This window comes from Sneathiella glossodoripedis JCM 23214, from assembly GCF_000616095.1.
Taxonomy (GTDB): Bacteria; Pseudomonadota; Alphaproteobacteria; order Sneathiellales; family Sneathiellaceae; genus Sneathiella; species Sneathiella glossodoripedis.
The window spans coordinates 190,087-212,022 of record NZ_BAMS01000004.1 but is presented as its reverse complement, the minus strand read 5'-3'; the positions used below and the strand labels follow the sequence as shown (position 1 = coordinate 212,022).

At 49.6% G+C, this 21,936-nt stretch carries 17 protein-coding genes and 2 pseudogenes; 11 read left to right on the top strand and 8 right to left on the bottom strand.

The window, feature by feature from the left end:
- Nucleotides 1-2: 2 nt before the first annotated feature.
- The 3 genes from JCM23214_RS15605 to JCM23214_RS15595 form a co-directional block, all read right to left on the bottom strand.
- A complete protein-coding gene (locus JCM23214_RS15605; RefSeq protein WP_025899749.1) occupies nt 3-272 on the bottom strand; it encodes a hypothetical protein in 270 nt (89 codons plus the stop codon).
- A gap of 84 nt (nt 273-356) precedes the next feature.
- Entirely contained in the window at nt 357-1,976 is a 1,620-nt protein-coding gene (locus JCM23214_RS15600) for an acyl-CoA synthetase (protein WP_025899748.1), read from the bottom strand.
- A gap of 53 nt (nt 1,977-2,029) precedes the next feature.
- Entirely contained in the window at nt 2,030-2,527 is a 498-nt protein-coding gene (locus JCM23214_RS15595; RefSeq protein WP_025899747.1) for an Lrp/AsnC family transcriptional regulator, read from the bottom strand.
- Nucleotides 2,528-2,752: 225 nt separating this feature from the next.
- Here JCM23214_RS15595 and JCM23214_RS21320 point away from each other — a divergent pair, with 225 nt between their 5' ends.
- The 3 genes from JCM23214_RS21320 to JCM23214_RS15580 all read left to right on the top strand — a co-directional run bounded on the left by JCM23214_RS21320 (nt 2,753) and on the right by JCM23214_RS15580 (nt 5,745).
- Entirely contained in the window at nt 2,753-3,649 is an 897-nt protein-coding gene (locus JCM23214_RS21320) for a mitochondrial fission ELM1 family protein (RefSeq protein ID WP_148301916.1), read from the top strand.
- Nucleotides 3,650-3,772: 123 nt separating this feature from the next.
- Nucleotides 3,773-4,717, top strand: coding sequence for a thioredoxin-disulfide reductase (trxB, locus tag JCM23214_RS15585; RefSeq protein WP_025899746.1), 945 nt, complete (start codon nt 3,773-3,775; stop codon nt 4,715-4,717).
- Between the two features lie 137 nt (nt 4,718-4,854).
- Nucleotides 4,855-5,745, top strand: a complete 891-nt coding sequence (locus tag JCM23214_RS15580; protein WP_025899745.1) for a LysR family transcriptional regulator — start codon at nt 4,855-4,857, stop codon at nt 5,743-5,745.
- 789 nt (nt 5,746-6,534) lie between these two features.
- Here JCM23214_RS15580 and msrP read toward each other — a convergent pair.
- The 4 genes and pseudogenes from msrP to JCM23214_RS21315 all read right to left on the bottom strand — a co-directional run bounded on the left by msrP (nt 6,535) and on the right by JCM23214_RS21315 (nt 12,100).
- Nucleotides 6,535-7,506, bottom strand: a complete 972-nt coding sequence (gene msrP, locus JCM23214_RS15570; protein ID WP_025899744.1) for a protein-methionine-sulfoxide reductase catalytic subunit MsrP — start codon at nt 7,504-7,506, stop codon at nt 6,535-6,537.
- Nucleotides 7,507-7,602: 96 nt separating this feature from the next.
- On the bottom strand, nt 7,603-9,630 hold the full coding sequence (locus JCM23214_RS15565; RefSeq protein ID WP_025899743.1) for an elongation factor G: 2,028 nt from the start codon (nt 9,628-9,630) through the stop codon (nt 7,603-7,605).
- A gap of 203 nt (nt 9,631-9,833) precedes the next feature.
- Nucleotides 9,834-11,036 carry a pyridoxal phosphate-dependent aminotransferase gene (locus tag JCM23214_RS15560; RefSeq protein ID WP_025899742.1) on the bottom strand — a complete coding sequence of 401 codons (1,203 nt, stop codon included), beginning with the start codon at nt 11,034-11,036 and terminating at the stop codon, nt 9,834-9,836.
- A gap of 150 nt (nt 11,037-11,186) precedes the next feature.
- Nucleotides 11,187-12,100, bottom strand: a pseudogene (locus tag JCM23214_RS21315) (transcriptional regulator GcvA).
- A gap of 150 nt (nt 12,101-12,250) precedes the next feature.
- Here JCM23214_RS21315 and JCM23214_RS15545 point away from each other — a divergent pair.
- Nucleotides 12,251-12,478 carry a DUF1127 domain-containing protein gene (locus JCM23214_RS15545; protein WP_025899741.1) on the top strand — a complete coding sequence of 76 codons (228 nt, stop codon included), beginning with the start codon at nt 12,251-12,253 and terminating at the stop codon, nt 12,476-12,478.
- 167 nt (nt 12,479-12,645) lie between these two features.
- A pseudogene (gene uvrB, locus JCM23214_RS21310) lies at nt 12,646-14,801 on the top strand (excinuclease ABC subunit UvrB).
- A gap of 3 nt (nt 14,802-14,804) precedes the next feature.
- On the opposite strand, the gene modA reads toward uvrB, so the two are convergent.
- Nucleotides 14,805-15,620 (bottom strand): molybdate ABC transporter substrate-binding protein, encoded by an 816-nt coding sequence (modA, locus tag JCM23214_RS15535; RefSeq protein ID WP_159104378.1) that lies wholly within the window; start codon nt 15,618-15,620, stop codon nt 14,805-14,807.
- A 58-nt stretch (nt 15,621-15,678) separates the two neighbouring features.
- Here modA and JCM23214_RS15530 point away from each other — a divergent pair, with 58 nt between their 5' ends.
- The 6 genes from JCM23214_RS15530 (at nt 15,679) to pgsA (ending at nt 21,935) form a co-directional block, all read left to right on the top strand.
- Nucleotides 15,679-16,629, top strand: a complete 951-nt coding sequence (locus JCM23214_RS15530) for a TraB/GumN family protein (RefSeq protein WP_025899739.1) — start codon at nt 15,679-15,681, stop codon at nt 16,627-16,629.
- Between the two features lie 168 nt (nt 16,630-16,797).
- Entirely contained in the window at nt 16,798-17,772 is a 975-nt protein-coding gene (locus tag JCM23214_RS15525) for a calcium/sodium antiporter (protein ID WP_025899738.1), read from the top strand.
- Nucleotides 17,773-17,825: 53 nt separating this feature from the next.
- Complete coding sequence (locus JCM23214_RS15520; protein WP_025899737.1) at nt 17,826-18,578, top strand: SDR family oxidoreductase; 753 nt, start codon at nt 17,826-17,828, stop codon at nt 18,576-18,578.
- Between the two features lie 2 nt (nt 18,579-18,580).
- Nucleotides 18,581-18,994 (top strand): dihydroneopterin aldolase, encoded by a 414-nt coding sequence (gene folB, locus JCM23214_RS15515; protein ID WP_025899736.1) that lies wholly within the window; start codon nt 18,581-18,583, stop codon nt 18,992-18,994.
- A gap of 400 nt (nt 18,995-19,394) precedes the next feature.
- The gene (gene uvrC, locus JCM23214_RS21305; RefSeq protein WP_037493723.1) at nt 19,395-21,287 is read left to right on the top strand and encodes an excinuclease ABC subunit UvrC; all 1,893 of its coding nucleotides are present in this window, start codon (nt 19,395-19,397) and stop codon (nt 21,285-21,287) included.
- 81 nt (nt 21,288-21,368) lie between these two features.
- On the top strand, nt 21,369-21,935 hold the full coding sequence (gene pgsA / locus JCM23214_RS15505; RefSeq protein ID WP_025899735.1) for a CDP-diacylglycerol--glycerol-3-phosphate 3-phosphatidyltransferase: 567 nt from the start codon (nt 21,369-21,371) through the stop codon (nt 21,933-21,935).
- The last annotated feature ends 1 nt before the right edge of the window (nt 21,936 follow it).

The following is a 21,936-nucleotide window of genomic DNA, read 5'->3' as shown; positions in this document are numbered from 1 at the left end:
TATCAGTTGCCGATGCGCGGCGGACCGCCCTTGCTGGCCTGACTGGGGCCGAAGGCTTTATCCAGAATTCGTGTGCTGTCACTTGCCAGTTCAATCGCGTCCGTCAGCAGGGACAGCACCTTGACATTATTGGCCAGAACCGCCTGGGCTTCGGGTCGAATATCATCGGTAATCAGAGTGCACCGTTGAATAATGTCAGCGCGCACCATCGTCAGAACCTCTTCAAGCTTTTTACCCTCAGGGTTTTCCTCGGTTACCAAAAAATGGGTCATCTTTCTCTCCCAGACTGGTGAATAGAGCTCAGTTCTACCATTCACCAGTTCTGGTTAAGAAAAAGATAATGCTAAAATCGGGATTTACAGGTTTTTCGCCCGCTCACGCAGGACAAATTTCTGGATCTTACCTGTTGAAGTTTTGGGCAGTTCATCAAAAACAACTGTTTTCGGGCATTTGAAATGCGCCATATTATCCCGGCTAAACTGGATCAATTCAGCTTCGCTTGCTTCTTTTCCAGCGCGCAAGGTCACAAAAGCACAGGGTGTCTCTCCCCATTTATCGTCCGGACGCGCAACAACCGCCACTTCCAGAACAGCCGGATGTTTATAGAGAACACCTTCCACTTCAATCGTGGAAATATTTTCACCGCCGGAGATAATAATGTCCTTGGATCGATCGCGCAGCTCCAGATACCCATCTTCATGAATAACGCCCAGATCTCCGGTGTGGAACCAGCCATCGGCAAGAGATTTGCGCGTCGTTTCAGGGTTTTTCAAATACCCTTTCATGACCATATTTCCGCGCATCATGACCTCACCCATAGTGTTGCCGTCACGCGGAACCGGTGTCATTGTTTCCGGATCGAGTACATCGAGCGCACCAAGTGCATGATAGCGCACGCCTTGACGTGCCTTCAACGCGGCCCGGTCCTCGACCGATTTTTCGTCCCAGTCTGAATCCCAGTCGCAAAACACCGACGGACCATAACATTCAGTCAGCCCATACACATGGGTCACGTCAAAGCCCATCTGGTCCATCTCGGCCAGGACAGTAGCAGGCGGAGGCGCTGCAGCCACCATAACCTTGATACCCTTGTTTGCCTTGGCTTTGCTTTCATCCGTTGCGTTGATCAACATGGAAAGGACAATGGGCGCGCCACACATATGATCGACATTATACCGGCCCATCGCATCATATATCAGGTCCGCTTCCACCTTTCGCAAACAGACATGAGTTCCCCCAACTGCCGTGATGGTCCAAGGGAAGCACCAGCCATTGCAATGGAACATGGGCAAAGTCCACAAATAAATGGGATGCTTTGACATATTCCAAGAAAGCGTATTGCCCGTAGCCGCAAGATAGGCCCCGCGATGATGATAGACGACCCCTTTGGGATCACCTGTTGTGCCCGAAGTATAGTTCAGTGCAATGGCCTGCCACTCATCTTCGGGACCACTCCAATCAAAATCAGGATCACCGCTTTGCAGAAACTGCTCGTAATCCATCTCGCCCAACAGATCACCACCACTGCCCAACGGATCATCAATATCAATCACGACAGGTTTGGATTTACAAAGGTCAAGCGCCTCGCGGACAATATCGGAATATTCACGGTCCGTGATGAGCAGCTTGCTCTCTCCATGATCGAGGATGAAAGCAATTGTCGCCGCGTCCAAACGTGTGTTCAGCGCATTCAGCACGGCACCGCACATGGGAACACCAAAATGACTTTCCAGTAGGGCAGGAACGTTCGGCGCCATCACAGAAACCGTATCACCGGTTCCAATTCCCCGCTTTGACAGGGCACTGGCAAGACGTTTGGCGCGTTCGTAGAATTCGCGATAATTATAGCGCCAATCCCCATGGATCATTGCGGTTTTTTCCGGATAGACAGCAGCCGATCTTTCCAAAAAACCAATAGGGGTTAGCGGCTCACAATTTGCCTTGTTTGCAGGTAGCCCGTTTTCATAAATGTTCATCGCCTTGCCCATAGAAAGCCAAAATCACTGAAAATTTTGATCTGTCGTGTTGATCAGCCGACAGTTTCACCTGACGTTTCCAACTCAACCGGGACACCCGGCAAGAATTTGGACACGCGAATGCCAAGAGATGTTTTGACATGTTCCACGTTAGGTGCCGCCGTCAATTCATGGGTCAAAAACTGTTGATAGGCATCCCAGTCTTTTGCGACAACCTTCAAAATGAAGTCATTTTCGCCCGCCAGCATGAAACATTCGCGCACCAGTGGCCATTTTTGAACTTTTTCTTCAAAGGCGTTGAGATCTGCTTCTGCCTGACTGTGCAAGCCCACCAAAGCAAATACTGTTACGCCATAGCCCAAACTTTCGGCATGAAGTTGCGCGTGATAGCCTTCAATATAGCCGGATTCTTCCAGTGCACGCACCCGTCGCAGACAGGGCGGAGCCGAAATACCTGCATTTTTTGCCAGTTCTACGTTCGTAATCCGGCCATTTTCCTGAAGATCGTGCAGAATTCGCCGATCAATATCGTCCAGTTTCACCCGTTGCATTCATTGCCTCCAACTATCTGGTTTGCGCAATAATATTACAAGGATGTCATTTATCCAACCCTAGATATTCGCATTTTTGTAATTAAATTACTTGACCTTGCCCTTCTGGCGCAATAGTGCACTAGAGCTATAAACTGGTAAAAATAATGGGTTGAAAGCAATTAGCGAAACACAGGCGAAAACTTGCTGGGTGATAACTGATGGTAGCGCAGGCATGGAAAATCAGTGCCTGGGACTGGCGGAAGCATGGGTCTTGAGCCAACCATCAAGCGCATTCACAGCAAGAAACCCTGGAAATGGCTGCCGCCGCAATTGTGGATTTCCCCGCTGAAGCGCTTGCGGGAAAGTGGCGATCAGTTACATACCCCCTGGCCCGATATTGTGATCAGCTGCGGTCGACAGGCCATTCCACAAAGCATTGCCATCCGCAAAGCCAGCAAGAACAAATGTTTCACCATTCATATTCAAACCCCCAACTGCCGTGCAGACAGATTTGATTTGGTCATTGTGCCCTGGCATGACCGGCTGCGTGGCCAAAACGTTATTGTCAGCGAAGGATCACTGACACGAATTACGACGCAAAAACTAATGGCGGAATTTGCCAAATTCAGTGATAGCCTACAAAACCTAGCCTCCCCTGTGGTAACGGTTCTCGTCGGTGGCAGCAATAAATGTTATGATGTAAACCCTCAGGTAATGACGGATTTGAGCCAGCATCTTGGCAGTCTTCATGAAAAGACAGGCTGTCATTTTCTGGTGACAACCTCTCGCCGTACAGGCGCAGAAAACATAAGCATCCTCAAGCGCGCGCTTGAGACTATTCCGCATCAGCTTTGGTCAGGTGAAGGTGACAATCCCTATTTTGCCTATTTGCATCGGGCGGACGCCATTATCGTAACCGCCGATTCTGTAAATATGGTCTGCGAGGCAGTAACCGCTGGCAAACCGGTTTATGTTTTCGACCTTCCCGGTGGAAACAAAAAGTTCAACCGATTTCACGAAAGAATGAAGACATTGAATTTCACCCGGAACTTTACCGGCTCCCTTGATGAGTGGAGTCCCGCAAAACTGTCAGAAACTGAGCGGATTGCAAAAATTGTCTGGGACAAGATAGGTCATTAACACACCATATTTGTGTTAAACCCGCTACATTTGTCCATATATGCCCCTTGCAAGGCGATGGAAGCCATAATAAATAAATCCCGCTGATGAGCTGCAAACAATCCGTTGGTTAAGGAGTGCCAGATGGCCGAGACGTTTGAAACAAGTGTACTTATTATTGGTTCCGGACCCGCCGGATGTACGGCTGCAGTTTACGCAGCAAGGGCCTCTCTTAACCCGATCATGGTTCACGGCATTCAGCCCGGAGGTCAATTGACCATCACAACTGATGTAGAAAATTACCCCGGTTTTGCAGATCCTGTGCAAGGCCCCTGGTTAATGGAGCAGATGGAAGCACAGGCCAAAAATGTTGGCACGGTTATTCATCATGATGTGATTGTAGATCTGGATACAAGCAAACGCCCCTTTGTTGCCACAGCCGATAGCGGAGCAAAATATATTGCTGAAACGGTAATCATCTCAACAGGTGCGGCAGCGAAATGGCTGGGATTACCGTCGGAAGAGAAATTCATGGGTTTTGGCGTTTCTGCCTGCGCGACATGTGATGGCTTTTTCTATCGCGGCAAGGAAGTCCTTGTTGTGGGCGGTGGCAATACTGCCGTTGAAGAAGCGCTATACCTGACAAATCATGCGGACAAAGTCACAATCATTCATCGGCGGGATCAATTCCGCGCTGAAAAGATATTGGTGGACCGTCTTCACAAAAACGAGAAAATCAATGTCATCTGGGATACGGTTCTGGAAGAAATTGTTGGAGACGAAAACCCGCTAGGAGTGACAGCAGCAAAGCTGAAAAATGTCAAAACAGGCGAAGAGAGCCTGCTTGATGTGCATGGTGTGTTTATCGCGATCGGCCACAGCCCGAATACCGAGATGTTCAAGGGCAAGCTGAATATGGATGACGAGGGTTACATCGTTACCGCCCCGGATTCCACGGCAACAAACATCGAAGGCGTGTTCGCCTGCGGAGATGTTCAGGACAAAATATATCGTCAGGCGGTAACGGCAGCTGGCACCGGATGTATGGCGGCGCTTGAAGCTGAACGCTTTCTTGCAGGTCACGAGTGACGTTACTCATTTGCCACGCGTTCGCGCTAACTTCTGAACGCATGGAAAATTAGTTTCCCTCTTCCTGAAAACAACGACTAACATTACCTGTATCGCCCGGGAACCCTATCCTGGCTTTACGGGGAGACAGAGCAGTGATGGATTGGGACAAGCTTAGAATTTTTCACGCCGTTGCCGAGGCCGGCAGTTTCACTCATGCCGGTGAGACACTGCATTTAAGCCAGTCCGCTGTCAGCCGGCAGATCAGCGCCCTTGAAGACAGCTTGAAGCTCCCCCTGTTTCACCGACATGCCAGAGGACTTTTGCTGACCGAGCAGGGCGAATTGCTCTACAGAACCGCGCATGAAATTTTTGCAAAACTGGCCATGACGGAAGCCATGCTTGCGGATACCAAAGACAAGCCCACAGGCGAAATCAAGGTAACGGCAACTGTTGGTGTTGGTTCCAACTGGTTGACACCCAGAATACGGGAATTCATTGAGCTGTATCCGGATATCACGGTAAATCTGATTTTGGCTGATCGGGAGCTGGATCTCGCCATGCGGGAGGCAGACGTCGCCATCCGCCTGCGTGAGCCGGTACAGCCTGACCTGATTATGCGAAAACTGATGAGTGTCCGCCATCACCTGTACGCCTCCACCGAATATATTGACCGCCATGGCAATCCCGGTAGCCTCAAAGAACTAGCGAAACGGAAAATCCTGATTTACGGAGATGAAGCGCCCTCCAACATTTCCAATGTCAACTGGATCCTGGATACGCTCCGCTCCTACAACCCTGACATTCAACCCGTATTCAAGGTCAATAACGTTTACGGACTGCTGCTGGCAATTCAAAGCGGTGTCGGCATCGGAAGCCTGCCCGATTACATCACGCAGGGGCATAAAGGTCTGGTGCGCATCATGCCTGATCTGGAAGGGCCGGAGTTCGATGCGTATTATGTGTACCCCGAAGAGCTTCGCAAATCGAAACGGGTGACTATTTTTCGCGATTTTCTGATCCGGAAGGTGTCTGAGTCTACTTTTTAGGCATAGAGCAAACGGCTTTTAATTTTCAGCAGATCGAATTTTCAAACAGCCATGCATTGAGTGCATATCCGCTTTGAGAATATTGAACTTCTCATTCTGCGCCAGTTTTTCTAAAAAGTGCTCACCGATTGCTGCGACGCAGCACTCCCTGTTTCACGACAGTCTCCCATATGTTTCGTGAACATGGTATGGTTACTTGATACCCTCCCAGTTGCAAGTAACCCGTTATGATATTCATCATAACATCCCCTGTTAGTTATAAGGCTGATCTGTTTTACAGGTCAGCCTTTCTTTTTGCCGCAAATATGCGTTTTTCCTAAAAGCGCATGGCTGGTCAGGGAGATATGCACAAAATGCATGGGTGCGCTGCAAAAAAAATACTGGCACATAATTCATCAATTGCCTATATTCCAATCATCAACGCTGCATTGCAGCATTGATCTGAATATCGACCCCCCTTTATCGATATTCCCGCTGCTTGCTTTCCTCCCAGTTGCAAGCAGCATATATCATCTCTTGATGATATACCTCCCTGTTAGACTTGCCAGCCTCTTCCCAGAGGCTGGTCTTTTTTTGCCATGACGCACGCTCATGGCAGCTATGCGTTTTTGGGACTACTCATATAAGGGACCGATTCCCACATATGTGATGCAGGCGATTTACTTGCCTGACTTGCAATCGAAAGTTTGCATGTTGGCTGACAGTTTCTCCCAAGTGTGTCAGTCACTGCCGCTAGACGGCAGGCCTCCCTGTTAGACTTGCCAGCCTCCGATGAGGCTGGCCTTTTTTTTATTTGAACAGGGGCTCTTTCTTACCAATTTCCGTATACAGACCCGCGACCTCTTCTGCATAGCCATTGTAGAATTGCGTTGGAATTCTCTCGTTAGTGGCCAGATCACGTTCCGTCGCCTGAGACCAGCGCGGATGACGGACTTCCGGGTTCACATTTGCCCAAAACCCGTATTCATTCTCATTCAGCTTCTGCCAAAAGCTGACGGGACGCTTTTCACTGAAGGTAAAGCGAACGAGTGATTTGGCATGTTTGAAACCATATTTCCATGGAACAGCCAGACGCAGAGGCGCCCCATTTTGTTTGGGAATAGGCTTGCCATAAAGACCTGTTGCGATAAACGCGAGATCATGCGCCGCTTCTTCCATGGACAGCCCTTCAGTATAGGGCCAAGGATACCAGAACTGACGCTGACCAGTTGCCACCTCTTTATCCTCAAAAGTCTGCATGATCAGATATCTTGCTTTGGAGGTAGGCTTTGCCAGCTTGACCAATTCTTTGAGCGCAAAGCCGCTATAGGGCACCACCATTGACCATGCCTCCACACAGCGGTGGCGGTAAATTCTTTCTTCCAACGGCATTCGAGATAAAAGATCATCGATATCAATCTGCTGTTCCTGCTCAACCTCCCCATCGATGAGGACACTCCAGGGGCGAATTTTCAACGCCTGTGCTGCTTTTGAAATTTCTTTATGTGAGCCGAACTCGTAGAAATTATTGTAGGTAGTGGCGATTTTTTCAGGGGTGAGCGGTCGCCCGCCTTCATAGGCTGTATTGCGGGCAACAGGATACAGATGAGCGCTGGGATCATCAGATGTTGCCGCAACTGAATTTGACAGTATTGACGGAGAGGCCGCGATTAATCCACCGATCCCCAGCCCTTTCAGAATTTGACGCCGGTTCAGATACTTACCCTCATCCAAAACGGCGTTTTCTGATAATTCCCAACTCTTCCTGATTTTAATAAGCATACCGGCAACCCTTTCAAACTTGTGTTACGAAAGGATTGAGCGGTCAGTTCACAAATTCAAATCAACAGTCCGTGAGGGATCCTGCTAGTGCTCCTGCTAATGCCCGGACCCCGCCTGCTCCACAATCCGTTCAGCGAGGGCGCCGGTCAGTTCCTGCAAGTGATCAAATTCCGCACGAAACGTTCCCACGCCCTGAGTTGCCGAACGCAGATCAATTATCAAGCCCCGCAGCTCCTGCTCTGGCATCATGGCGCTCAACACTTCCCATCCATGCCATCCTTCGCGCGCATCAAAACCCAGTATTTGACCCCTCCGACTGCTGACAATGCCGTTTACTTTTGACGTGAAAGTCGCTGGCATCGCAATTTCCACTTTGCAAACCGGCTCCAGCAGAACAGGTGAGCAATTGGGCATCCCTTCACTCATGGCAATGCGGGCTGCGGAACGAAACGCGTTTTCCGAGCTATCAACCGAATGATGCTGACCATCGAGCAAAGTGACAGAGATGTCCACCACCGGAAAGCCCAGCGGGCCTGCCCCCAGATAGTCTTTCACTCCATTTTCCACCGCGGGGATAAACTGCTTGGGCACGGATCCGCCCACAACGGTTTCACTGAACTGAAACCCCTCACCGCGGGGCAATGGTTTGATTTCAATTTTGACATCCCCAAACTGTCCATGCCCACCGCTTTGCTTTTTAAAGCGGGCATGATGGACAGTTCCCTTGCGTATGGCTTCCTTGAAGGCAACTTTTGGCTCGGAATGTGTGACGGAGAGGCCATATTTGGACTTTAACCGTTCCAGCGCGACGCTTAAGTGAATTTCCCCCTGTCCCCGCAATAGAAGCTCCTGTGTTTCCTGACGATGCTCGGCGATCAAAGAGGGGTCCTCTTCGTTCAATTTTGCCAATGCAGCTGAAAGCTTCACATCATCTTCACGACGTTCGGCAAACAAAGAAAAATCAAAAACCGGTTCGAACACACTCAAGCGGGAGGCGATAGGCTCCACACCGTCACTCGTCAGAAAATCGCCGGTGCGAAGGGCTTCCATACGACCCAATGCAACAACCTCACCCGCGCTTGCCCGATCCAGCTTTTCCTGCTGTGCGCCCTGTAAACGGACAAGCCCAGAAACACGGCCCGCTTCAAAGGCATCGCCATCCGAGATGGTACCCGACCAGATACGCACCAGCGATAATTTCCCCCCTTGCGCGGAGATATAGGTTTTGAGCACTTGCGCGATTGTCCTGTCCTCACCGATCTCAATCGCAGCGCGTTCGGCCGTTTTCTCATTTGAGGGAACCTCATGACGTAGCGCTTTTAGTAAGCGGCGAACGCCATGATCACTGTCTGCGGCCCCCAGAAAAATCGGAACCAGAAACCCTTTTTGCAAATCCTGCTGCAACAGCTCGTAGATTTCTTCATGCTGGGGTTCAATATCCTCGAGCAGCTCCTCCATCAGGTGATCGTCATAATCGGCCAACGTCTCTAGCATGGTAAAGCGCGAGGTGCCTTCCATCTCGGCCACTTCCGGCGGCATATCGATAATTTTAGAAGCCTGTCCATCCTTGTAGACATAAGCCCGCTCTGACGCGAGATCCACATAACCGGTGACTGTTCCGTCATTGACAATGGGCATCTGGCGCAGAACAAGATCCCTGTTTGAAACTTCCTCCAATGATTGAAAGAGGGTGTGCACGCTCCCTTTTGCCCGGTCCACCTTATTGACAAATATAAAGGTCGGCGTGTCATTTTCTTCGAGCAGCTTGAGGATTGGCAGCAACGTTACATTCCTGTCAGGATCCGGCTCACAAACGAGAACCGCCGCATCTACCGCGCTGAGTACATTGCGACTTTCCTGCATAAATTCAACGGACCCGGGACAATCGAGAATATAAAAATCATCCCCCATAAATGAAAAATGAGCGGAGTTTACCTCAACGCTCATTTTTCTCTGTCGTGCTTCATCCGCACTGTCGCCGATCGTGCTGCCGTCATCGACTTTACCTTTTCGGCTAATTTCCCCGCAGATATGCAGCATCGATTCCAGCAGGGTTGTCTTGCCACTTGAGTAAGGACCAACCAGAGCCACAGTTCGGGGTCCCGTCGGTTTTTCCATGGTCATACCGCACCTCCCAGTTTGTTAGACTTATCTAATGTTTGTCTCGATCGCGGCAGTAGGCAAGAAAAAGATGGAGAGAGGAACCCACACTCGCGAGTTTTCCGCCATTTTGAACTGCGCCTTAATGGGAGGATGCTGCTATTTGCCGGGCCATAAAAAAAAGCGGCCGAATCACCGGCCGCTTTTTCAACATTGAAAATACTGTATCAGCTAAGGCTGGCACAGAATTTCTGAATACGGGTACAGGCTTCTTTAAGTGCCTCGGTTGAGGTGGCGTAGGATGCCCGAAAATACGGTGACAGACCAAATGCCTCCCCATGAACAACGGCGACACCTTCCGCTTCCAAAAGCTCGCTCACGAAGTCCAGGTCATTTTCAATAACCTTGCCTGCTGGCGTTTTCTTGCCAATGCAGCCTTCAACGGAAGGATAAACGTAAAAAGCTCCCTCTGGCATAGGGCAGAAAATTCCCTCTGCAGCATTGAGCATTTCAACAACCATATTGCGGCGTTCTTCAAAGGCCTTGGCCCGTGTTGCCAGAAAATCCTGCGGACCGTTCAATGCTTCTACGGACGCATACTGGCTGATGGAGCAAGGATTGGAAGTGCTCTGTGACTGAACTTTCGCCATCGCCTTGATCAGCTCTTGCGGTCCCGCGGCATAGCCAATACGCCACCCGGTCATAGAATAAGCCTTGGAGACCCCGTTCATTGTCAGGGTGCGATCATAAAGAGCAGGTTCCACCTCGGCCGGAGTGACAAACTTGAAGTCATCATAAACCAGATGCTCATACATATCGTCGGTGAGAATCCAGACGTTGGGATACTTGACCAATACATCTGTCAGGGCCTTCAGCTCGTCGTGGGTATAGCCTGCGCCGGAGGGGTTTGACGGTGAGTTGAAAATCAGCCATTTCGTTTTGGGTGTAATGGCTGCTTCCAGATCAGCGGCCTGCATCTTGAAACCGTTCTGGGCAGTCGTTGGAACGAATACAGGCTCCCCACCACCGAGCAGCACCATATCGGGGTAGGATACCCAGTAAGGTGTCGGAATGATCACTTCATCGCCAGGATTTAGCGTTGCGACCATAGCATTATAGATGATCTGCTTACCGCCGGAGCCGACCGTAACCTGTGAAGGTTCATAGGACAGCCCATTTTCCCGTTTGAATTTTTCACAGATGGCCTGCTTGAGTTCAGGAATTCCATCAACGGGGGTGTATTTGGTCTTGCCTTCATCGATTGCCGTTTTTGCCGCCGTTTTAATGTTGTCCGGCGTGTCGAAATCAGGTTCGCCTGCGCCCAGACCAATAACGTCCCGGCCAGCGCTCCGCAGTTCTGCAGCTTTTGTTGTAACAGCAATTGTTGGTGAGGGTTTAATACGGCCCAAACTTTCCGCAATAATAGACATGACCTCTTCTTTCGATAAAGCAAGTTAATAACAGCAACTCTGTTGCAGCCGCCAAGCTACGCTTCCTGAAACAGGGTTTCAACCTTAAAGCCAGTGAAAACGGATTTTGCCGGTGATTTCATGCAGCTTTGCCACGCAGGATGCAAAAATTCAACTTTCGGGGACATACATAAAACGCCCCGGATCGTTTTCCGCCTCTTCAAACAGCCAATCCCGAAATGCCATGATTTGCGGCCGGTTGATAAATTCTTTGGGGCAGACAAAATAATAGGCACTTCCCGCCTTCAGCTCGATATCAAATGGTTTCACCAACCGGCCTGCCTTCAAATCCTCCGCCGCGAGCGTACTCCGCCCCAAAGCCACCCCTTGCCCCGCCATGGCCGCACTCAAAACCATGGAAGAGTCATTAAAGCTGAGGCCTTTCTTGGAATCGATGCCTTTCACATCGGCAGCTGCCAGCCAGGTTTCCCAATCCACCCGCAAGTCATCATGAAGAAGCGTGTGATGAGCAAGATCGGAGGGGCGTGTCAAAGGATGCGGGCCTTCCAGTAGCACCGGGCTACAAACGGGAAAGAGATGATCTTCCTGCAACAATAATTCAGAATGCAGGTCGGGATAATTTCCTGACCCGTACCGAATAACAGCATCCACGCTTTCCCGATGAAAATCAGTAATGATGTCCGTTGCAGAAATCCGCACGTTGATATCGGGATGGCGTTGTTGAAAACTGCTAAGCCGCGGCAACAGCCATCTGGCCGCAAAAGAAGGTAATGTACTGACGGTCAGAGACCCCGACGTTCCCTGCAACAGGATTTTTTCGGTGGCGTCACCTATAGCTCCAGCCCTTCACGAATGCCCACAAGATAGGATTGGCCTTCATCCGTTAGCATGACGGCGCGGTTCAGCCTGCGAAACAGCGGTACAGCGAGCCAGTCTTCCAGTCCCTTGATCTGATGACTGACCGCAGCCGGAGTTACAGAGAGTTCGTCCGCCGCTCTTGAAAAACTTAAATGTCGGGCAGCGGCTTCGAAAGCACGCAAGGCGTTCAGGGGTGGTAATTTCATAGGCTCTATTTCAGATTAGTTTTTCTAAACCATAACATTAGAAACTATCGTTTGTCATCAAGCATTTAATTTGCGAGAACATCATCATCAAAAGTTCACACCGAATTTTTACAATTCGCCAACCGTTAGACCCCCAGAAAGGAGAAGACAATGTCCTTAAACACATTGAATGCAAAGCACACTGAATGCTCACCCGTAACACCGGCTTCTCCGAAGGCGGGTTTTGTGACAGCCATCACAAACACAATCCTGACATGGCAGGAGCGTGCCAACATGCGCCATAATCTTGCACAATTAGATCAAGAAAACCTAAACGATATGGGAATTGATCACCGTTTTGTGCAGAGCGAAATCAAAAAGCCTTTCTGGCAGTCATAATTTCAGTTTCCCAAGCCATCTGAAGCTTAAAAACCTTCCTGTCCGCTGGTTCTTCAGATGGCACCTTATCCCACCGCCCCATCGGTGATATTCCGCACTGCGATCCTTCGTCGCCATCTGTTATATTATGGGTTGGCAATTGACCCATTTCAGCCTATATATGGCACATGAAAGCAGAGAACAAAAGCGAAACATTGGAAAATTTCATCCCACACCGCCCGGAGCGGCCTGAAAAATCCGAGGGCGGCATCCCTTTCGAGGTTGTTTCAGAATTTGAACCCGCCGGTGACCAGCCACAAGCCATTGAAGAGCTGTGCAATGGCATCATAGCAGGTGACAAGGATCAGGTTCTGCTTGGTGTAACTGGTTCGGGCAAGACATTTACGATGGCAAAAGTCATTGAACGCATGCAACGCCCGACAATCATCCTCGCCCATAACAAAACACTTGCCGCTCAGCTATACGGGGAAATGAAAGGGTTTTTCCCGAACAATGCGGTCGAATATTTTGTGTCATACTATGATTATTATCAGCCCGAAGCATATGTGCCGCGCACGGATACCTATATTGAAAAAGACGCCTCGGTAAACGAACAGATTGACCGCCTGCGACATTCAGCAACACGGGCGCTGCTGGAGCGGGATGACGTTATCATTGTGGCATCTGTCTCCTGCATTTACGGTATCGGGTCCGTTGAAACCTATAGTGAAATGACAATGACCCTGAAAAAAGGGCAACGGATTGACCGGCAAAAACTGCTGCAGGATCTGGTCGAGATACAATATAGACGCAATGATGCCAGCTTTACGCGCGGTACCTTCCGGGCACGGGGCGACACGATCGAAGTTTTTCCCGCCCATCTGGAAGATCAGGCCTGGAGATTTTCCCTATTTGGTGATGAGCTGGAAGAGATAACGGAGTTTGACCCGCTTACGGGCAAGAAAACCGGTAAACTCAACGAAGTACGCATCTACGCCAACAGTCATTATGTGACGCCCAAACCGACCTTGAGGCAGGCCCAGCAAAAAATAAAGCAGGAGCTGAAACAGAGGCTCGCTGAATTTGAAAGTCAGAACAAATTGCTGGAAGCGCAAAGGCTAGAGCAGAGAACCACTTTCGATTTGGAAATGATGGAAGCGACAGGCGCCTGCGCAGGGATTGAAAATTATTCACGCTATCTGTCGGGCCGAAATCCGGGTGAGCCACCGCCAACCCTGTTTGAATATCTACCTGACAACGCAATGCTGATTGTTGATGAAAGTCATGTAACGGTCAGCCAGATCGGCGCCATGTATAAAGGAGACGCCAGCCGCAAATCAACATTGTCTGATTTCGGTTTCAGGCTTCCCTCTTGCAAGGATAACAGGCCACTGAAATTTGAAGAATGGGATTTAATGCGACCGCAAACCCTGTTCGTCTCAGCCACACCGGGCCAGTGGGAGCTGGAACGAACTGGTGGCAGTTTTTCAGAGCAGGTCATTCGTCCAACGGGTCTTATTGATCCGGAATGCATCATCAGACCGGTGGAGACGCAGGTTGATGACCTGATGGCGGAGTGCAAGATTTGCGCAGCCAAAAATCAGCGCGTGCTGGTTACGACCCTGACCAAAAAAATGGCCGAAGATCTTACGGAATATTTTCATGAAAACGGGATCAAAGTCAGGTATCTGCATTCAGATATCGACACCCTTGAACGCATTGAAATTATTCGTGATTTGCGCCTTGGAACCTTTGATGTGCTTGTTGGGATCAACCTGCTTCGAGAGGGACTGGACATTCCCGAATGTGCGCTTGTCGCTATTCTGGACGCAGACAAAGAAGGCTTTTTACGGTCCGAGACGTCTCTCATCCAGACCATTGGTCGGGCCGCACGAAATGTGGACGGCCGGGTTATTCTGTATGCCGACAAGATAACCGGCAGCATGGAACGGGCGCTGAGCGAGACAAAACGCCGCCGTGAAAAACAACAGGCCTATAACAAAGAGCATGGCATCACGCCAGCATCTGTTCGCAAACATATCGATGATATCATGGAAAGTGTCTATGAGCAGGACCACCATGATGTTGATCTGAATCTGGAAGATGCCAACAATTTAATCGGCAATAATCTGAAAGCCATATCGAAGCGCTTGAGAAGAAAATGCAGGAAGCCGCCGCTGACCTTGAGTTTGAAGAAGCGGCAAGACTTCGTGATGAGATCAAAAAACTTCAAGATAGGGATTTAGGAATTGGAGATGCGGGAAAGGGTCAACCCCTTGGCCGTTCAACAGCCGGACGTATCAGTAGTGGAAAATCAGTAGGTGGTCGCCGCCCTCGCAAATAAGACCTAACGGCCCAACGGCAAAAATCCGAAATTTTTGAAAATCTTCATGCTGTTTTCGGATTGCAGGTAACTCGCGAAGGCCACAACTGATTTATCCGAGCGACGGCCCGAGACACTTGCCAGCATATATGTAATTTTGGAATGTGTTTCGGGTGGGAACTCGGCGACGATCTTAACATCAGGATTATTCAACGCGTCCGTCTGATAGACAATCCCAAAGGGAGCTTCACCGCGCTCAACCAGACGCACAACCGTTTTCACATTTCCTTGCAGGGCAAGACGATGAGCGAGCTGTTGCCACACACCAAAATACGCGAGCGATTGACGCGCATAAATGCCAACAGGCACATGCGCTGGATCACCAATGGCCAATCTGCCAACATCCAACAGTGTCGGCAAATCAGCAATCCTGATGGGTAGAGATGAGAATTTCATCCCCTTAGGAGCGATCAAGACCAGTGCGTTTGACAGTAATTCAACGGAATGCTCCTGCCTGATCAAACTTTTATCAATCAGATGATCGACCCATAATCGATTGGCTGACAGAAACAGATCCGCAGGTGCCCCCGCCTCTATTTGCCGAGCCAGTGTTGAACTGCCCGCAAACGAGATATCCACACGAATTCCTGTTTCGTCTTCAAAATGTGATGCGATTGCCTGCAAAGGGGCAAATGTACTTGCTGCGGCAAACACCAGAACGCGACCCTTTTCGCGCGCGTCACAGCTTTTCAACGCAATCGTCCCCAACAGAAAAGCAACGACCAGAGTGCAGAATAGCTTGTGGATTGAGTGAGTTATTGCAATTGTCCTTACGTCCATAAATTGACTCATTTATGAGTGATACTCTGACGGTGAAAGCATACACGGGTGTAGAGTTATGAAAAGCATGCAGATTAATCCGCTGGCACATTTGGCCAAAGTCGCCTTTGTGATGACCTGCCTGTGGGTTTTCACTTCGTTACCAGATGCAAAAGCAGCACCTGGTCAAATAACTCCTTGTGCGTCCCAGCTTTACGGCAAAGGGAAACTTTGGGAAATTCGCAAAGGGGATGGCCCCAAAAGTTTCGTCTTTGGAACCATGCATTCACGGGACCGGCGTATTCTGTATCTACCCGGCGTCGTTATGCAGGCGCTTAACAAGTCGCAATTTTTCATGATGGAGACGACACTTTCCGAAGAAAATATGCGGACCAGCAGACGCCTGATGATGGCCCCGCATGGAGAGAATATGCGGCAGCATCTGGGGGAGAGGCGACTAGCACAATTAAAAGAAATAGCGCCCGCGTATCAAATTCCGCTTGAAAATCTTTTACAGCTCAAAATCTGGGCGATTGCCTCTGTTATCTCTCAGCCACCCGCGAATTCCTCGCAAAATTCCGGCCAACTAACACTACTGGACAGGGAGCTTGAGAAAATCGCAAAAGCCGAAGGCAAACAGATTTTCGCCCTCGAGAAAGCATCGGATCAGCTTGGGCTCTTTGACGGCCTGAGTAAAGCGGCGCAACTGGAGCTGCTGGACAGTGCACTAGAGGGTTTTGCAGATCTGGAAGACGAGCTTGAAACACTCACGCGGCACTATATTCGCGGTGACATCAACCATTTTTTCTGCCGAATGAACAAAGATTTAAAAGATGCGAGCCCTGAAATCCGGGAGTTCATTACAGACAAGCTGCTGATTGACAGAAATCATGCAATGGTTTCAAAAATTCAGAGCCGGATCGAACAGGGGGCTGCTTTCATTGCCGTGGGTGCGCTGCACCTGCCCGGAGAGGAAGGCGTCCTCAATTTACTCAAAAAGCAGGGATATTCCCTTCGCAAGAGATTTTAGGAAATGTCGTCCTGACTGAAGATGATGTTGCAAATTAGCTACTAATTCCCTGAAATTCGGATTTTACCCTTTTACTGCCCCCGCGGGGTGTCTATATACAACAAACCCATCGCGGCATAGTCAGGTATTAACGAGAGTCTGAATGAAGGATCAAGGTAGTAAAACGGCATGATGTATCTTCAGGTTGCCGCAGGTTTAGTGATTTTACTTGTATGTGGCGAATTACTGGTCAGGGGTTCCGTTGCCCTTGCTGAACAGTTCAATATTTCAAAGCTCATTATTGGATTTACCATCGTCGCATTTGGTACGTCCGCTCCCGAGCTGGTCGTCTGCGTTCAAGCCGCTCTGGATGGTGCATCAGGAATTGCTATTGGTAATGTTGTGGGAAGCAATATCGCCAATATTCTACTGGTGCTGGGAGCACCAGCGCTGATTTACCCCCTTACCTGTGACAATCATTCAGCCCTGCGCGATTGCCTGATCGTAATAGGCGGCTCCTTATTGTTTACCGCCCTCGCCTGGACCGGGCAGATTGCTTTCTGGCAGGGATTTGTTCTCTCACTTACACTGGCAGTTGTGATTTACCTTGCCTATCGCCGGGCCAAACGAGGCGGCGAGGAAGCGGCGAATGAGGCGCTTGAAGAATATGAAGAAAACATGCCCAAAAGTATTAGGGTCAGCATGGGTTTTATTCTTCTGGGTCTTGCCGGGCTGATCGGTGGCTCCCGCCTGTTGGTGCATGGCGCCGTTGACATTGCCGTTACCGCCGGCGTGTCTCAGGAGGTCATCGGCCTGACACTGGTTGCGCTTGGCACCTCCCTGCCAGAGCTGGCAACTTCCATTATTGCGGCACTTCGCAAACATGGCGACGTTGCAATTGGCAATGTGCTGGGCTCCAACCTTTTTAACATCACCGGCATCATTGGTGTGACCGCCATGATCAAACCCATGTCCGCCCCCGAGCAGATACTTCATTTTGACCTGTTCCTGATGCTGGCAGCCTCTGCCGCTCTGATCCTGATCTTTTTCCTCAAAAAACCAATCAGCCGTCCCATCGGCGCGCTGATGATCGTCGCCTATCTGGCATATGTTACCGCGCAATTTTTTGGGCTGTCGGGCGTTCATTCTGTCGCTATGATATAAAGAGACTTCGTTTTCGAAGTTGTGGTTATTAACGGAGCGGGCACAATAGACCTATGGCAAAGACTGTCCTGATCACTGGCGGTGCCAAACGAATTGGCCGCGCACTTTCCCTTGTGCTTGCAAAAGCAGGCTGGAATATTGCCCTGCATTATCACAACTCGGCAAGTGAGGCTGAGGAGGTGCTGGCACAGTTGCATGAGCTTGGGGTGAAAGCGCAAATGTTTCGCGCGGACCTTGCCAATGCACAGCAGACACGCCAGCTTTTTCAGGAGGCAACGGAGGCTTTCGGGTCTGTCACAGGTTTAATCAATAATGCCTCCCTGTTTGAGAGAGAAGATTTGAAGAGCTTTTCGGAAAGTTCCTTCGATGCTCATATGCATATCAATCTGCTTGCGCCTGTTTTGCTCACTCAGGCAATGGCGGCGCAGGATCTCGACTATGAAATGAATGATGTTTCAATCGTGAATATCATCGATCAACGGGTCCATAACCTGCGCCCTGGCTTTACAAGTTATACGCTGAGCAAAGCGGCATTATGGACCCTGACGCAAACCACAGCCATGGAACTGGCCCCGAGAATTCGCGTCAACGCGATAGGACCGGGCCCTACTCTTGCCAGCAAACGGCAAAGCGCTTCCCAATTTGCACGGCAAGTGGCGCAAGTGCCTCTCAAACGTGGCGCCAGCGCAGAAGATATTGCAAAAGGGGCTGAATTTTTAATGTCCTCTCCTTCAATAACGGGAGAGTTTATTTCGATGGATGGAGGACAGCATTTACCCTCCTGCATCATGACAGAGGAAGAATGACCATGAGTACCAGTGAACCACATAAAATTACATCACTCCCTCTGGCGGAAACTGATGCGACAACACATGAAGTTTTTATCAATGATCTGCTGGTCAATATGCTCATTGGTGTCTATGAGCATGAAAAACTGAAAGAACAGCCGGTTCGACTAAATATAGTATTAACGGTTCGAGACCATATCGGGCCCATCAATGATGATTATCATAATGTGGTTTGCTACGAGACAATCGCGAAAGCGATCAAAAAACTCGTAAAAGAAGAACATATCAACCTCGTTGAAACCCTTGCTGAAAAGGTCGCCGATATCTGCCTGAAGAATCAACGAACTGTTCGTGTACGGGTAAAGGTCGAAAAATTGCAGGCTTTGGCGGATGCGGGCAGTGTGGGCGTCGTAATCACAAGAAACAGACGATAGCAACGGAAAAATTGATTTTTTTTATTTTACAAAGCTATAGTTGTGCACAGCAGCCGGAAATGACCGAATACTTGTCTAAATTAGGTAAAAAATTTGTTACTTTCTTCAGTTGAGGTTCTTGACATTTAAATTTATCATTAAAATCAATAACTTATTTAATTGCACAAAAAATAGGCACGAAGGGAGAAGGTCAGGGTTTATGTAGGATGCAGGGACATGTGCTACAGTTACACACAAAGTTATCCACAGCTTCGGTGGATAGTGTCAAAAAACTGTAAAAAGCCAAATAACATCTCCCCAACAAACCCTAATGTTGCTTTTTTATAAAGACCTTAGAACATATTGTTGAGGATACCCTTTCAACCCTCGTCCCAAACTACCCCTGTGAATCGCGAATCTTATGACAGAATCAGCACCCGAAAATCACGTATCACCCTTTGAACGCGGCTCACGCGTTATTCAGACGTTTCTGAAGACGCTACCTGCCAGCCCGGGGGTGTACCGGATGATCGATCAGAATGATCAGGTGCTATATGTAGGCAAGGCAAAAAATCTTAAAAACCGGGTGAGCAGCTATACCAAAATGACCGGTCAATCGACCCGGATCATGCGCATGGTATCGCTGACACATTCCATGGAGTTTGTATCCACCCATACAGAGGTTGAGGCGCTGCTTCTGGAAGCCAATCTGATCAAGAAGCTGAAGCCGCGCTATAATATTATCCTGCGGGACGATAAATCCTTTCCCTATATCCTCATCACCAGCGACCATGACTGGCCCCAAATTACGAAACATCGGGGCAGCCGAAACAAGAAAGGGGAATATTTCGGCCCCTTTGCATCGGCCGGGGCAGTTAATGAAACACTGGCAACCTTCCAACGGCTTTTTCCCCTGCGCTCGTGCAGTGATTCCGACTTCGAGACGCGCACCCGACCGTGTCTTCAATATCAGATAAAGAGATGTTCAGCGCCCTGTGTCGATCGGATAACGCCTGAGGATTATCAATCGATTGTGGATGAAGCGCGCGCATTTCTGTCCGGAAAAAGCCACGCTATTCAGCAGAAACTGGCAGATCGAATGCAACAGGCAAGCGATACGCTTGATTTCGAACTGGCAGCTGTTTTGCGTGATCGTTTGAAAGCGATGGCACATATTCAGTCCAAGCAAACCATCAACCTGCCAAATATTGACGAAGCGGATGTGATTGCCGCGCATCAGGAAGGTGGGCAGACCTGCGTTCAGGTTTTCTTTATCCGATCCGGCCAGAATCTTGGAAATCGTGCTCATTACCCATCGCATACGAAAGAAGAAGGGCCCGAAGACGTAATCAGCGCCTTCATTGGTCAGTTTTACGACAAGCACCCCGCCCCTAAAAATATATGGGTCAGCCACACGCCGAGCGAAGTCGAGCTATTGTGTGAAGCCCTGACTGTGTCTGCCGGAAAAAAGATAGAAATATCAACTCCCCGGCGTGGCCCCAAAGCTGAGATGCTGGAACATGCGCGTATAAACGCCCGCGGAGCGTTGGAGCGGAAACTGGCGGAAAATGCTTCACAGCGCAAACTTCTGGATGCAGTGGGCAGGGTTTTCGAGATGCCTGCAGCCCCTAACCGGATTGAAGTTTATGACAACAGCCATATTCAGGGTGCCCATCAGGTAGGCGCGCTCATTGTTGCGGGGCCCGAAGGGTTTGAGAAGAAAAGCTATCGCAAGTTTAACATCAAAAACACGGAGCTGGCGCCGGGTGACGATTACGGGATGATGCGTGAAGTCCTGAGCCGGCGCTTTACACGATTGAAAAAAGAAGACCCTGACAAAATCGGTGAAGGATCAGGTTCGCGTGAACAATGGCCAGATCTGGTCCTCATTGACGGCGGGCAAGGTCAGTTGAGCGCCGCAATTGATGTGTTCAAGGAGCTTGAAATCAAGGATGTTACGCTGGTTGGCATTGCCAAAGGACCGGATCGTAACGCCGGACGCGAGCGATTTTTCATGCCCGGAAAGGCACCCTTTTCGTTGCCTGAAAACGATCCAACACTCTATTTCCTGCAACGCCTGCGCGATGAGGTTCATCACTACGCCATCACAAGCCACCGGGCGAAACGATCCAGCGCGATTGGTAAATCCCCACTAGATGAAATTCCCGGAATTGGCGGCAAGCGGAAAAAGGCTCTGCTTAATCATTTTGGGTCCGCGAAGGGGGTACAGGATGCAGCGCTTGCAGATCTCGAACAAGTAGAGGGTGTCTCAAAAAAGCTGGCACAGCAGATTTTCGACTTTTTTCACGAATAAACATGCTATGACGCCTTTTACTCACTACTTACCCCCCCTATACTAGGTGGGTCATTCTGACCAATAACCGGGAATCTGGGCATGTTATTTCGTTTGCCAAATTTATTAACACTTTCAAGAATAGCGGTTATTCCGCTTTTGCTTGCCTCATTCTACCTGCCCGGTGACTGGTCGAGCTGGGTTCCCCTCGCCCTGTTTATAGCAGCAGGCATCACCGATTTTTTCGATGGATATCTTGCCCGCAGAAACAAACAGACTTCGAATTTGGGTCGGTTTCTGGATCCGGTCGCAGACAAGCTTCTGGTTGCTGCGGCAATCCTGTTTCTGGTTGGCGTCGATCGGATCACCGACTGGCTGTTAATTCCGGCTGTCATTATTCTGTGCCGTGAAATTATGGTTTCCGGGCTTCGGGAATATCTGGCGGAATTGCGTGTTGGTATGCCCGTCAGCCGACTAGCCAAATGGAAAACCGCTGCGCAAATTCTGGCATTATGCTTTTTACTGGGCGGCCCGGCAGTGCAAGGTGACTTTGATGCCCTGTTGGTTGGCAGTGTTTTGTTGTGGATAGCTGGTCTATTGACCATGTGGACGGGTTATGACTATTTACGCCTTGGCCTTCGGCACATGATGAAAGAGGCTGACGAGTAAA

What these genes read in the sequence shown, in the direction of transcription:
- JCM23214_RS15605 (WP_025899749.1), bottom strand. Translation starts at nt 272, where the DNA reads ATGACCCATTTTTTGGTAACCGAGGAAAACCCTGAGGGTAAAAAGCTT.
- JCM23214_RS15600 (WP_025899748.1), bottom strand. Translation starts at nt 1,976, where the DNA reads ATGAACATTTATGAAAACGGGCTACCTGCAAACAAGGCAAATTGTGAG.
- JCM23214_RS15595 (WP_025899747.1), bottom strand. Translation starts at nt 2,527, where the DNA reads ATGCAACGGGTGAAACTGGACGATATTGATCGGCGAATTCTGCACGAT.
- trxB (WP_025899746.1), top strand. Translation starts at nt 3,773, where the DNA reads ATGGCCGAGACGTTTGAAACAAGTGTACTTATTATTGGTTCCGGACCC.
- JCM23214_RS15580 (WP_025899745.1), top strand. Translation starts at nt 4,855, where the DNA reads ATGGATTGGGACAAGCTTAGAATTTTTCACGCCGTTGCCGAGGCCGGC.
- msrP (WP_025899744.1), bottom strand. Translation starts at nt 7,506, where the DNA reads ATGCTTATTAAAATCAGGAAGAGTTGGGAATTATCAGAAAACGCCGTT.
- JCM23214_RS15565 (WP_025899743.1), bottom strand. Translation starts at nt 9,630, where the DNA reads ATGACCATGGAAAAACCGACGGGACCCCGAACTGTGGCTCTGGTTGGT.
- JCM23214_RS15560 (WP_025899742.1), bottom strand. Translation starts at nt 11,036, where the DNA reads ATGTCTATTATTGCGGAAAGTTTGGGCCGTATTAAACCCTCACCAACA.
- JCM23214_RS15545 (WP_025899741.1), top strand. Translation starts at nt 12,251, where the DNA reads ATGTCCTTAAACACATTGAATGCAAAGCACACTGAATGCTCACCCGTA.
- modA (WP_159104378.1), bottom strand. Translation starts at nt 15,620, where the DNA reads ATGGACGTAAGGACAATTGCAATAACTCACTCAATCCACAAGCTATTC.
- JCM23214_RS15530 (WP_025899739.1), top strand. Translation starts at nt 15,679, where the DNA reads ATGAAAAGCATGCAGATTAATCCGCTGGCACATTTGGCCAAAGTCGCC.
- JCM23214_RS15525 (WP_025899738.1), top strand. Translation starts at nt 16,798, where the DNA reads ATGATGTATCTTCAGGTTGCCGCAGGTTTAGTGATTTTACTTGTATGT.
- JCM23214_RS15520 (WP_025899737.1), top strand. Translation starts at nt 17,826, where the DNA reads ATGGCAAAGACTGTCCTGATCACTGGCGGTGCCAAACGAATTGGCCGC.
- folB (WP_025899736.1), top strand. Translation starts at nt 18,581, where the DNA reads ATGAGTACCAGTGAACCACATAAAATTACATCACTCCCTCTGGCGGAA.
- uvrC (WP_037493723.1), top strand. Translation starts at nt 19,395, where the DNA reads ATGACAGAATCAGCACCCGAAAATCACGTATCACCCTTTGAACGCGGC.
- pgsA (WP_025899735.1), top strand. Translation starts at nt 21,369, where the DNA reads ATGTTATTTCGTTTGCCAAATTTATTAACACTTTCAAGAATAGCGGTT.